The sequence below is a fragment of the Rothia endophytica genome, from assembly GCF_928381505.1.
Classification (GTDB): Bacteria; Actinomycetota; Actinomycetes; order Actinomycetales; family Micrococcaceae; genus Rothia; species Rothia endophytica_A.
In genome coordinates, this window is the sequence record NZ_CAKMSJ010000007.1 from 1 (window position 1) to 12,486 (window position 12,486).

Consider the following 12,486-nt stretch of genomic DNA (forward strand, 5'->3'; position numbering starts at 1 on the left):
CCTCTTGTTCTTCAAGCAGTGGGAAACACTATGTGATTAGGCGTTTTGTCGGCCCGTGGCTCTCGGGTTTTTCTCCCTGTGCCGCGGCGACTGGTAATACTTTACGCAGGTTCAAACAGGGGCGCAAATCGAAAAATGGGCTTTTTGCTCCACCAGGGGCCCTTCAAGGGTGGTTTTGGGTGGCAACGGGGTGCGGGTGCCGCTCATTTGCACTAGTCAGAGAGTTGGTGTGGGGTGGGTCTATGGCTTAAATCTATGACCTAGTACATAAGAATTTCTTCAAAATTTCTCCCTAGAGCCCTGATTCCCTCCCTCTAAGCCCCAAAATCCGTCTCTATTTCACCCAGAGCCAGCCAAAACACTGCACACTCTCTAGCTCCCAGGAATGTAGGGACCCACACCAGCGTTACAAAGACATACACCCCAGTACCTCATAAGGAGCACCACTATGACCGTCCTATCGTTATTAGACTTCGCCTCAATCTTTCCCGGGGAGCGCCCGGCAGACAGTTTTAAGAGATCCGTAGAAATGGCACAGCTGGCAGAGAAGCTAGGCTACGAACGAATCTGGTACGCAGAGCACCACAACATGAAGACCATCGCCTCCTCAGCACCTGCCGTGCTGATTGCTCACGTAGGTGCCCATACCTCAACAATCCGCCTGGGCGCGGGCGGAGTCATGCTCCCCAACCATGCACCTCTTACTATCGCTGAGCAGTTCGGCACCCTCGCTGAAATGTATCCCGAACGCATCGACCTGGGGCTAGGCCGCGCGCCCGGCACCGATATGCGCACCCTGCAAGCTCTGCGCCGCAGCCCCAATGATGCTGAACGCTTCCCTCAGGACGTCAAAGAACTACAGGGCTACCTAACGGGCAACACCCAAATCCCCGGTGTCTACGCAACTCCCGGAAACGGCACCCATGTGCCCCTCTACATCCTGGGATCATCCCTCTTTGGGGCATCCCTTGCTGCCGCTCTTGGTCTGCCCTATGCCTTTGCCTCCCACTTTGCGCCCACCCACCTAGAAGCTGCTATCAGGGTCTACCGTGACCGCTTCCAGCCCTCAGAACAGCTGGCGGAACCCTACGTCATCGCAGCAGCTAACGTCATTGCCGCAGACAGCATGGACGAGGCTAAAGCACAGCAGGTAGTGTCCCACCGCCAACGCGTGAAAGCCATGATGAACCGTGGCGACCAAGAAATGACGGATGCCCAGCTCGATTTTACTGGTGCACTCAGCCCAGGGGCAGCAAATTCTAGAAATGCTGCGCTACACAGCCCTGGGAACCGCAGAGGACGTTCGCGACTACCTCACCCGCTTTGCAGGCATGGTGCAGGCAGATGAAATCATGATTTCTAACCTCTCGCCCAGCACTGAGCAGGCACACCGCGGGCTGGAAATTCTTGCTGAGGCAATGATTCACCGGGCATAAACCGCCGGGGTCTACCCCTTAGATGTAGCTAGCCCTTCAAAAAAGCCAGGACGGCGCGCACCCGCCGGTTACCGGTATCAGCTGGTAGCCCTAGCTTGTCGAAGATATTCCCCACGTGCTTCGCCACAGTTGCCGGGGAAATAAACAGGGTAGCTTCAATCTCAGCGTTAGAACAGCCCTGTGCCATCAACCTGAGAATCTCCAGCTCGCGCGGCGAAAGGGCTGCGAGCGCACCGCCGCTGTGCCCTGCTGTGGGCTTGTCAGCTTCAGAAGTAGCCAAACCGGAATTAGAGGTGCCCCCACCTAGTAGGTGCTGCACAACGTCCGGGTCAATGATGGTGCCACCGGAAATCACGGTCTCGAGAGCCGAGGCGAACTCTTCGATGTCACCCACCCTGTCCTTGAGAAGGTATCCAAGGCCAGCAGCTCCGCTGGCAAAAAGCTCCCGGGCGTAAGCGGTGGTGATGTACTGCGAGAGCACCAGGATGGGAAGCTCCGGATAGGTCTCTCGGAGCTGCAAGGCTGCCTTCAAACCGTCTGAAGTATGGGTAGGCGGCATGCGCACATCGGTAATGACCGCATCTACCGCAGGGGCGGAGGGGGTCTGCGAAGCTGAGGCGGTAACGGCTGCAAGGAGCGCCGGGGCATCTGCTACTTCAGCAACTACAGTATGCCCAAGGGCGCCCAAGACCATCTTCAGCCCCTCCCGCAGGAGGGTGGAGTCTTCGGCAAGGATGATACGCATAGCTGGGGCCCTTCGGTAGGCGGTCTTAGAACGAGTTTTACATGCCCGAGCAGATGGTGCTTCGTACGAAACACCACCTGCAAGGGGTTTGGGGTGATTAGGATCGAGCTAGTAGGGGAAGCGTCAGAGTGATGCGGGTGCCACCTTCTACCGGTGAGGTCACCTGCACTGTGCCGCCAATTGCAGCTGCACGCTCCGTTAGACCGGATAGACCAGTGCCAGCATCTGAGGTAGCTCCACCGCGGCCATCGTCCTCAGAAATCACGACTAGTGAATCACCGGACTGGTGCACAGTGACCACTAGACGGGAAGCAACAGCATGCTTGACCGTATTGGTCAGCGCTTCATTGACTGTGTAGTAGGCGGTGCGCTCAATGTCGCGGGGCAGACGAGCGGGAGCATCATAGACCAGATGCAGGGGCAGGACGCTGTGTCGGGTCAGCTCCTCTAAAGCTGCACGCAGGCCGTGGTCTTCAAGGACAGCCGGGTAAATACCGCGGACCGTGTCACGCAGGGTGGTCTGAGCGTGGGATAGCTGAGTGCGAGCCTGCACGATATGCCCGTGTACCGCATCAGCTCTTTCGCTGTTGGTTTCAGCAGCTAGATTCTTCGCCTCTAGTTCCGCCAGACCCAGGCGCAGGTTAAGGTTGACCAGCTCCTGCTGCACACCGTCGTGCAAGTTACGTTCAATGCGGCGGCGTTCTCCCTCAAAGGCATCGACAATCTTGGTACGGGACTCTGCCAGTTTGGCAGTCTGACGCTCGAATTCCTCAGGACGAGGAGAGAGAACCAGCTTGGATAGGCTGGCACCGCTGGCCGCTAGTACACCGTTAAGGTAAGCGAAAAGAACAAGAGCAAAAGGGATAACCGCCACTGGAACCCACCAGAGGGCTGGGTCGATTAGTGAATAGCCGTTAGAGGCCATCACTTCGGGGGAGGTAGGTGTGGCAACGAAAGAGTCAAAGATGTTAACCCCTTCAGAAAGACGATAGACCTGCTGCGCCTGACCAATGAGGTAACCCAGCCACGCCAGGGAACCAATGGCCGCCACCTGCAAGATCACCAGAACGCCGGCAACACTACCCCACAGAGTGGTGATAAGCAGCGAGCCAACCTCCCGCCAAGTAGCAACCTCCTTGTAGCGGAAGAGCAGCTGATCGAAACCCCTATTATCGGGGAAGTTCACATGGCCGTTGGGTATAAGCCCGAAACCGGTTGCTTTCAGACGCCAGCGCTCATAGTAGCCAAAGCCGATAGCGATGAGGGGAAGTGCCAGGACGCCGATAATGCTGGCTGTAACAGTAATGAAAGCCGTGGCAATCAGCCCCTGCACCACGAGCACAGCAAGCGCTGTCCATGGTGTAGTACTGAAAATGTAGAGAGGGCTGGCAAGGCGACGCCAGGTGCTATTGAGGTGCTGCGGCGCGGACGCTGTATCGCCCGTTGCTTGGCCGGCGCTCGGGAGATGAGCGGCGGTGTCTGAAGGGGTGGGGTCTGAAGGAGCAGGTGATGGGGATGTAAAGGTGTGTTCGCTTGTCATGCTTCTATTCTTTCGCCCAGTGGGCAGTTGCACAGTGGGGCGGGCTCTACTCTTAGAAACCGCTGGGTAGACCTAGCTCTACCTTTGCACCCGGTCGGCGCCCACCACCCCGCGCAAGAGCTGCGGGTCGATAGTCTCACCCTCACGAATGATGCTGAGATGGCCGGTGGCTTCAAGAATGACGCACTGCACCTGATCCATCCGAGAAATACCTGCCTTGCGGAGCGCCATATAGACCTCCGCCGGGGCGAGGTGCGTGCGTTTGAGGTTGCGGACCACGAACCTTCCATGAGCCATAATGACCCGTGGCTTGTGGTGTAGCTGGCGGATGCCGGTCACCGATTGGAAGGCGCCAAAAATACTCTCTAACACCATGAGGGTGCCCAGACCCACCACACCGGCAGCAAGGGTAGGTGGGTGGCCAATAATCACGCGGCCAGCAACCGCGCCAAACATAATAATGATGACCGCATCAAAACCGTTCCAACCGCTCAGCACCCGCACCCCAAAGATGCGCACCAGCACCAGAAAGGCGCAGTAAATACCGGCAGCTGACAGCATGACGATGGGAATACGCCAGAGCTCGATGCCTAAATATTCAATCAGTGTTTCTGACCAGCCCTGCGGTGGAGTCATGCCTGCTCGCCCCGAGCATCCGATGTTGAGAGAGCGCCGGTGAGTTCTTTAATCAGGGCACCCAAGCGGTAGCGTTCAGGAGCTAGCGGAGTAATCCCCTCAGCCTCTAGCGGCTCAGAGGTCACTGGCCCTACAGAGGCTGCAATCACCGAAGCCTTAAACTTCTGCACCAGAGCATCTAGGACGCCGGCAGTGCGGGCAGCATCAAAAAGAGCAACTACCGCCGGGGCAGCAGTGAAAGTAATGGCATCCACCCGCCCAGCAAGAGTTTCCTCAAGAAGCCGCTGAACCTTCTGAGGTTCTTCGGGGACTTCCCACCGGTGGGGCACCGCTGCAGTCACCGTGGCACCCGCCCGAACCAGGCGGTCTTCCTGCGCGGCGTCCGGTGAACCGTGCTGCTGAATGACTACGTGCTTGCCGGCAACACCGCGCTCTAGCGCCAAATCCACCAGCGCCGAGGTGCGTTCCTCTGCTGCCATGCCGGCGTCCTGCCAGCTCAGGGCACGCACCGCTCCCCTACCTTTAGCGCCACGCACCAAAATCTCAGCACCTTCTAAAGCCGCCAAAAGATCCGCCTCAAGCCCGCGAGCGCGCGCCGCCTCTAGCCAACCGTTCAGCCCGTAACCAGTGGTCACTAAGAGAACCTGCGGTGGGTGGGCAATAACCTGTTCAGTTACTTCTAAAAGAGCAGCATCATCTTCAACCGGCACGATCCGTACGGTAGGAGCCAGCAGAACCTGCGCCCCGCTACGCTCAAAAGCTGCAGCCTGTTCTTCAGCCTTGCGGGAGGCGGTAATACCGATGGTTTTACCGGCGAGGACGCCCGCGGTTTCCACCTGGTGCTTGAGAGGATCAAAAGTGCTCATACCTCTACCGTACCGCCCACATCCTTATCTTTTGAGGTTTTCAGGTAGCCGCTTAGCGCCCTCACGGATGCTCAGAGGGGCCATGCGCTGGCTGTGACGGGTAATGAAGTCAGCCACCCAAGTGGGGTCAGTTTTTGAGTATTCGCGTAGCGCCCAGCCAATCGCCTTGTTAATAAAGAACTCCGTGGAACCGAAGTTCATGATGAGAATTTTTTCGAGCAACGCGGTGTTGGTGTTCTGCTTACGGGGGCGCTGATGGTTGATAGCAATGCGGCGCACCCAAAAATTCTGGTCCTTTGCCCAGGAAAGAATCAGGGCATCGTTGGGGTTATGCCAGAGAACCTCCCCCACCAAGACGTCGATGCGGTCGACGGTATCCCACCAGCTCTTGGTCTCTGCCAGGTCGCGTAGCCAGTCGACGTCTTCAGGCTCAAGATACTTTTTGACCGCTGCCAAGTAGTCCAGAGCGTTGTACTGGAACTCGCGTTCGTCTCTCGCCCAGCAGGCTTCAACGAAACTGCGGTTTATGCCGCTCACCTTCACCTCTTTCTTACCCTCAATGAGAAAGGGTTTGAGCAGGTCACGACGCATCGGGGTGGGCAGCCCCAAGAACTCAAATTGGTGGCGCATATAAGCCTTCATACCCGGTGCCTGGTCGGGGTTCTGCACCCGCATCTGAGCAGCGACTTGTTCAAAAACCTGGACGTGGTCAGTGAAGTTCATAGAGTTCCTCTACAAAAGTGGCATCGTTCGTTCCATATGTACATAACTAGTACACAGCCAGTGGAACGAACGATGCCCAAAACGGTGGATGCGGGGCTAGAAGCTCTCTGACCCGCCGTAGGAATCGTGCACCATATTGGCAAAACGGGAGTAGTGGCCCTGGAAAGCAACCGCAATGGTCTTGGTGGGGCCGTTACGGTGCTTAGCCACAATCACGTCAGCTTCACCAGCGCGCGTGGACTCTTTCTCGTAGTAGTCCTCACGGTGCAGAAGGACCACCATATCCGCATCTTGCTCTATGGATCCACTTTCGCGAAGGTCTGAAACCTGCGGCTTCTTGTCCGTACGTTGCTCAGAGCCACGGTTAAGCTGTGACAGGGCAATGACCGGCACCTCGAGCTCCTTAGCCATCAGCTTCAGAGCACGCGAGAACTCGGAGACTTCCTGCTGACGCGATTCAACTTTCTTACCCGAGCTCATCAGCTGCAGGTAGTCCAGCACAATCAGCTTGAGGTTATTCTTCTGCTTGAGGCGGCGGGCCTTAGCGCGAATTTCCATGAGGGTCATGTTGGGTGAATCGTCGATAAAGAGTGGGGCGCTGTCCATCTTGCCCATGGCCGTAGCAATTTTTGCCCACTGGTCATCGTCCAGCTTGCCCTTACGCAAATCGGATAGGTTGATGCCCGCCTCAGCAGAGAGAATCTTCATCGCAATCTCATTGCGGCCCATTTCCAGGGAGAAGAAAACGGTGGTCATATTGTGCTTAATAGCCGCTGACCTAGCGATATCTAGAGCGAAAGTAGAGTTATGGGTCGGAACAAAAGCTCTGGACGCCAAGAAGAGGTGGTGGTCATTGTCCACTTCGATACAGCGAACGGGCACTGATTCGGTGGGCTCCACTCCCACAATGAATCGAGAGGTGCGCTTGGCCGTGGGACGGGCGTCGCGCTCTCGATGCATCTGGTTCTTTCGTTCCAGGTGGAAGACCGTATCAGCGGTAGAGAAAGTGACCTTGTACAGCACAGAGGTTTCATCTGAACGTCCTTTTACCCTCTTACCTCGCAAACCGGTACGGTAGCCCAGGGAGTGTGCAAGTTCCTGAAAGTCCATAGCAAGCTGCTTGTTGGTCACAGCGAACTGAACACAGCCCGCATTGGTGACGGTGCCGTCGCTATCTAGCAAACCAGCCAACAAAGCCCTCCGTTGGGACTCCGAAGCACGCAGATACTGCACCGGGATGTGTTTATTACCCAACACACCTAACGCACGAAGGCGGCCCTGGACGCTTGCAGAAGAACGGTGGCAGCTAATGCAACGCAGGCCACTAGTGCAGCGACCACCGCAATCAATGCAAGTAGCAGCAGCCTGAGGGGCATACAGCACCTCCCGACGCCCCCCGCAGGTGCGCGAACAGGTAGTAACGTTGCGGTCACGGCCGACAAAACCTTCCCCACAGACTACGCATTCACGCTCAAACTCACGAAGTTCAGGGTGCAGGTGCACAGAATAGGTAATGCCCTGCACGCACCGGGTCGCATAACCTTCTGCTTCTATGCGTTCAAGCACCTCCGCATCTGCAGTCGTAACCCTGGCAGTAGCAGCCGCGCCGTCCCCCAGCCACATGCCTAAGGTGTAGGGGGCGACCGGCAAGGAAACCTCAGGCAGTTGAAGTGCCTTGGCATTAGTCACCGAATGGTTGATGCGGCGATCCGCAGTCTGGCATCGCAGGGTGCTTTGGATTTCTGCTGTAGTGCGCACCTGGGCACCTTCCAGGGTGCTTACCTCAGAGCTAACAGAACCTGCTGCAACCTTATAGTGAGCACGCCGCGAAGCACGGGTATGGGTAAGCCACTGATGCTCAGCATCCGCAATAATCTCGGTGCCATCATCAAAAGTGACGCGGTAACAAGGGCGACCGATCATCACATCGGTGGCATTGATGACGCGGGTGGGGTGGCCATCAGCCCCCAGAACGGTATCGCCTACGCGAATATCGCCCATGGTTGTCCAGCCAGTAGGTGTGGGGATAGGAGTGTCTAGGGCCAGCGCCTTGCCCATGGCCGGGCGGGCTGCAATAACGATCATCTGGCCCGCCTGCAGACCGGCGGTGAGCTCATCAAACTCGATGAAGCCGGTGGGTACACCGTGGATGCCGCCAGCACGAGAGCCGTTAGCCTCAATTTCATCAACCGTGGAGTTCATTGCCTCAGACAGCACCACATAATCTTCTTTGGTGTTATTGCCCGAGACACCGTAAATCTCAGCCTGCGCCTGGTTGACCAGGTCCTCAGCTTCACCGTCGCCACTGTAACCAATCTGCACAATCTTGGTGCCAGCCTCCACCAGGCGGCGCAGCATGGCGCGCTCTGCAACAATTTCGGCATAAAAACCAGCGTTAGCGGCTGTAGGGACGCTGGCGATCAGGCTGTGCAGGTAGGCTGCGCCACCCACCCGGTTCAGCTCACCGCGCTTGGTCAGCTCATCGGCAACCGTAATCGCATCAGCAGGTTCGCCGTGCCCATAGAGGTGAATAATGGCCTCATAGATACTCTCGTGGGCAGGTTTATAGAAATCAGCGCCACCACCAATGACCTCAACAACGTCAGCGATAGCGTCCTTAGACAGCATCATGCCGCCCAGCACCGACTGTTCGGCGGTGTCATCGTGCGGTGGAGTACGAACAAACTCAGACTGGCTTTCAGACACGGCAAACCCCTTATATACGATCTTTGATGAACCTCTATCATCTCACCTGGCCCGCCAAAGTTCTCTACCCAAAGAGGTATAAAGGGTGCGCTTTTAACCCCTTTTTTCAACCGCAGACCGACTGAACTTGCTCACCACCATCCGGGCTTCGGGGTATCAGGCGGCGTCCTTTTTCAAGAGTAAGAAAACCTTGGTGACTAGACCAGCATGTAAAAAATCACTAGAGCAGCCACCAGCAGGTTCGCTGCCATGGCGCCCAGTAAGAAGAGGATTTTACGGTGCCCCCGCAGGAGCGCTGCGACGGTCAAGAGATAGCCGGGCAGGGTCAGAAAAACAGCCAGAGCATAGGTAAGACCCATATCATCGCCAATAAATTCAATGTAACGCCAGCCGATGTCCCACCCTAACAATAAGCCCAGAGAGCCCACGGTGACGTGGAAGAAACTGGGGATCATAAGCACTAGCCCTAGATAGCCCATCCAGGAACCTGACGGACGAGTATACGGACGAGCGCTAGCAGGGGCAGTCATGAGATACCTCCGATTTTCAGGCCTCCAGTCATGAGAAAGATAAAGACACCGGAGGCTCCCACCATGAGGGCGGTAGACAGCAGCGGAGCTAGCCAGATACCTGCCCGGATACTAGTGGAGGATGTACCTGCATAGACCCGTAGCAGACCCAGGAGAACACTGAGGCTTATTCAAAAATCCAACCCACCAACTAGACAACGGCCCCACCACGCGGCAACCTAGAGGATAAAACGCCAGTAATATTCTCAGCACCGCACCGGAGGAACCGTTGCACCACCACCGTACCACCGGCCTGACCCCAACCCAATTCGCCACACTGCTCACTGTCCTCAAAAACCACACCACCTGGACACCCATCAGCAGAGGTAGACCACCAGCACTAACCCTCAACCAAGCCCTCAAAGTCACCCTGCTCTACCACCGGCACAATCTCACCGAAGAACTTCTTGCCGAGCTATTCACTGCCTCCCAACCAACTATTTCACGGGCTATCAACACCATTGAAAAAGCACTCGAAACAATCCTCAAGCCGCTCAGCAAGCCCCTGAAAGAAAGCCTCAAAGTACCAGGATCTTTGGTCATCGATGGGACCCTGATACCCACCTGGAATTGGCGTTCACTTGGTAAAACAAATTTCTCTGGAAAGCACAAACGAGCCGGATTCAACCACCAAGTCATCTGCACCCTTGACGGTAGGCTCCTGGCCATTACTGACCCGTTGCCTGGGGCTAGGCATGATGCTCATGCTTTCAGAGCACATGGTCTTGATAAGCTGCTGGATTCCTCGACTCTGGCTGATAAGGGCTATGTGGGTCTGGGGTTGGCTACCCCGGCCAGGCGTAAGCCTGGTGTGCGGCTGAGTCGGGAGCAGAAGCGGAATAACCGGGTGCTGAATCGGCTGCGGTCGGTGGTGGAGAGGGTTATCGCTCAGATTAAGACTTGGCGGGTTTTGCACACTGGGTTCAGGCGGCCGTTGGGGTTGTATGGGCGGGTGTTTTCGGTGGTGCGGGGGTTGGTGTTTTTGGCTGCTGGAGAGAATTTTGAATAAGCCTCAATAATTATCTTCTCCTTTACATTTAATTCAAATCTGTATTAAAGAATATTTCATCTCGTTTCGTTTAACAAGAAGCCACATTTATATAACAATATAAAATGTGCTAAGTTATTTTATTGAACATATATCGTACTTTATCTATCCGACTATTTGGACGACGGGGCCGGCAAACAGGTTCGCCAGTGGTAACCTGATATCCTTTTAACTCTGTTAAACAAACGCTACGTCCATTTGTAAAGAAAGTTAAATCATTACGATATTCTTGAATACACCGAGCAGGAATTTCTCCACTAAGAATGACCTCATTATTTTTCAGTTGAGTGTCTACGATGTTCGCACAATATTTAGGAGCATTGTTATATGCTCGTGAAAGATATTCTTGTGGTGCATAAATTTTAAAACTAAGATATGGCTCTAACAATTCTGTTCCAGCTTTTTTTAAAACTTGTTCCAATACAATAGGAGCAAGCATCCGAAAATCTGCTGGGGTACTAACAGGGCTATAGTATAAGCCATACTTAAAACAGATTTTACAGTCCGTCACATTCCAACCATACAATCCTTGTTCACAGCCATATCGTATCCCTTCCATAACTGCATTTTGAAACGATTGATTTAAGTATCCAAGAGAAACCGAGCTCTCATACTGTACTCCGCTCCCTAATGGAAGCGGTTCTACAGAAAGACCAATGGAAGCCCAGAAGGGATTCGGTGGCACTTCGATGTGAATGGTATACTCTGCTTTTTTTAACGGTCTTTCCATATAAATGACTGTAGGCTTTTTTATTTTTACCTCCACATGATACTTTTCTTGCAATAGAGCACAAGTCACTTCCATTTGTACTTTCCCTAAGAAAGAAAGTATGATTTCATGTGTCGTAGAATCCACATAATATTGTAGAAGCGGGTCACTGTCGGAGATTTCTAAAAGTGCATCAAGTAACATTTCCCTTTGTTGAGGTTTGCTCGGTTCAACAGTTGTTTGCAGCAGAGGGAGCGGATTTTCAATTCTCTCTCTCTGTGGCAATAGCTTTGTATCTCCAAGAACACTATTTAGCTTCAAAAACTCATTTTGCAAAATAACAATTTCCCCGGAATAAGCCTTATCAATTTTACATAATTCACCATTTATTGAAGTATACATTTCTGTAATTTTTATTTTTTCCTTTTCCGGTATTCTAACCGAATCCCGCAAATGCAGGATTCCGCCATAAAGGCGTACATATGCAAGACGTTGTCTTTCTTCCGAATATTCAATTTTGAAGACAATTCCGCAAAGTTCAGACTTCTTTCTGTATGTTGATGAATAAAATTTATTCGTTATCACTTCTATAAGCTGCTCAATCCCTATGTTGCTTTTTGCGCTTCCATGATAAACAGGGTACAAGGAGCAATTCTGAAATCTTCTGATTTCCTCTTGTTCGAGTTCTAATATCTCCAATGATTTCCCAAGTGTATATTTCTCCAAAAGATAATCATTTCCTTCTATTACCACATCCCATTGCTCAGGTTCCGTACAGCTCATCACACAAATATTAGGGTGCAGCTCTACTTTCTGTTTGATTATAATTTCCATAGAAAGTTTCTCTTTAATATCCTGATAAACCGTTGATAAATCAATTCCATTTTGGTCAATCTTATTGATAAAAAAGATTGTGGGAATCCCCATTTTCCTAAGTGCATGAAATAATATACGAGTTTGTGCTTGTACGCCATCTTTTGCAGAAATCAGTAGAATTGCCCCATCTAAAACTGATAATGAACGATATACTTCTGCTAAGAAATCCATATGTCCTGGCGTGTCTATGATGTTCACCTTCGTATTTTCCCACTGAAAAGAGGTTATTCCTGTCTGAATTGTAATTCCTCTCTGACGTTCTAAAAGCGTATTATCCGTCCTCGTTGTACCTTTGTCCACGCTTCCTAATTCTGTAATCGCTCCACTGTTATATAATAAGCTTTCTGTTAAGGTAGTTTTTCCTGCATCAACATGAGCTAAAATTCCAATATTAATAATTTTCATGTGATTTTCCTCCATTCAAAAGCCAAAAAGGCATAAAAAATCCTAGTGACAGATACTCTTATCACTTGGTACAAAAAACTAACCCCTCCTAAAAAGGGACATCTAATTATTTGTTCCCACTATCAAATTGACAGTTTATTTAAGAATACCTTGCCGCATATTTATTAACTCCTTTTATATACTTATATTAAGTTTAGCACATAAGAGTATATTTGTAAAGATATATC

The 12,486-nt window shown here is 52.7% G+C and carries 9 protein-coding genes and 1 pseudogene; 2 read left to right on the forward strand and 8 right to left on the reverse strand.

Features of this window, described 5'->3' with window-relative positions; all coding sequences use genetic code 11:
• The first annotated feature begins 448 nt into the window (after nt 1–448).
• Nucleotides 449–1,436, forward strand: a pseudogene (locus L6990_RS08680) (LLM class flavin-dependent oxidoreductase).
• A 28-nt stretch (nt 1,437–1,464) separates the two neighbouring features.
• Here the strand turns inward: L6990_RS08680 and L6990_RS08685 are convergent.
• From L6990_RS08685 to L6990_RS08715, 7 genes are all read right to left on the reverse strand, one after another.
• Entirely contained in the window at nt 1,465–2,181 is a 717-nt protein-coding gene (locus L6990_RS08685; RefSeq protein ID WP_237203729.1) for a response regulator transcription factor, read from the reverse strand.
• Between the two features lie 97 nt (nt 2,182–2,278).
• Entirely contained in the window at nt 2,279–3,721 is a 1,443-nt protein-coding gene (locus tag L6990_RS08690; RefSeq protein WP_237203730.1) for a sensor histidine kinase, read from the reverse strand.
• 78 nt (nt 3,722–3,799) lie between these two features.
• Nucleotides 3,800–4,357, reverse strand: coding sequence for a DUF421 domain-containing protein (locus L6990_RS08695; RefSeq protein ID WP_237203731.1), 558 nt, complete (start codon nt 4,355–4,357; stop codon nt 3,800–3,802).
• A complete protein-coding gene (locus tag L6990_RS08700; RefSeq protein ID WP_237203732.1) occupies nt 4,354–5,223 on the reverse strand; it encodes a uroporphyrinogen-III synthase in 870 nt (289 codons plus the stop codon). The genes L6990_RS08695 and L6990_RS08700 overlap by 4 nt, the downstream gene beginning before the upstream one ends.
• Before the next feature lie 24 nt (nt 5,224–5,247).
• A complete protein-coding gene (locus L6990_RS08705) occupies nt 5,248–5,946 on the reverse strand; it encodes a DNA alkylation repair protein (RefSeq protein ID WP_237203733.1) in 699 nt (232 codons plus the stop codon).
• A 96-nt stretch (nt 5,947–6,042) separates the two neighbouring features.
• Entirely contained in the window at nt 6,043–8,652 is a 2,610-nt protein-coding gene (gene dnaB / locus L6990_RS08710; protein ID WP_237203734.1) for a replicative DNA helicase, read from the reverse strand.
• A gap of 197 nt (nt 8,653–8,849) precedes the next feature.
• Nucleotides 8,850–9,182: a hypothetical protein gene (locus tag L6990_RS08715; protein ID WP_237203735.1), complete on the reverse strand. Its 333-nt coding sequence runs from the start codon at nt 9,180–9,182 to the stop codon at nt 8,850–8,852.
• 268 nt (nt 9,183–9,450) lie between these two features.
• Here L6990_RS08715 and L6990_RS08720 point away from each other — a divergent pair, with 268 nt between their 5' ends.
• On the forward strand, nt 9,451–10,230 hold the full coding sequence (locus L6990_RS08720) for a transposase (protein ID WP_237203736.1): 780 nt from the start codon (nt 9,451–9,453) through the stop codon (nt 10,228–10,230).
• Between the two features lie 109 nt (nt 10,231–10,339).
• Here the strand turns inward: L6990_RS08720 and tet(M) are convergent, their stop codons facing one another.
• Nucleotides 10,340–12,259, reverse strand: coding sequence for a tetracycline resistance ribosomal protection protein Tet(M) (gene tet(M) / locus L6990_RS08725; protein ID WP_237203737.1), 1,920 nt, complete (start codon nt 12,257–12,259; stop codon nt 10,340–10,342).
• Nucleotides 12,260–12,486 lie beyond the last annotated feature (227 nt).

What these genes read in the sequence shown, in the direction of transcription:
- L6990_RS08685 (WP_237203729.1), bottom strand. Translation starts at nt 2,181, where the DNA reads ATGCGTATCATCCTTGCCGAAGACTCCACCCTCCTGCGGGAGGGGCTG.
- L6990_RS08690 (WP_237203730.1), bottom strand. Translation starts at nt 3,721, where the DNA reads ATGACAAGCGAACACACCTTTACATCCCCATCACCTGCTCCTTCAGAC.
- L6990_RS08695 (WP_237203731.1), bottom strand. Translation starts at nt 4,357, where the DNA reads ATGACTCCACCGCAGGGCTGGTCAGAAACACTGATTGAATATTTAGGC.
- L6990_RS08700 (WP_237203732.1), bottom strand. Translation starts at nt 5,223, where the DNA reads ATGAGCACTTTTGATCCTCTCAAGCACCAGGTGGAAACCGCGGGCGTC.
- L6990_RS08705 (WP_237203733.1), bottom strand. Translation starts at nt 5,946, where the DNA reads ATGAACTTCACTGACCACGTCCAGGTTTTTGAACAAGTCGCTGCTCAG.
- L6990_RS08715 (WP_237203735.1), bottom strand. Translation starts at nt 9,182, where the DNA reads ATGACTGCCCCTGCTAGCGCTCGTCCGTATACTCGTCCGTCAGGTTCC.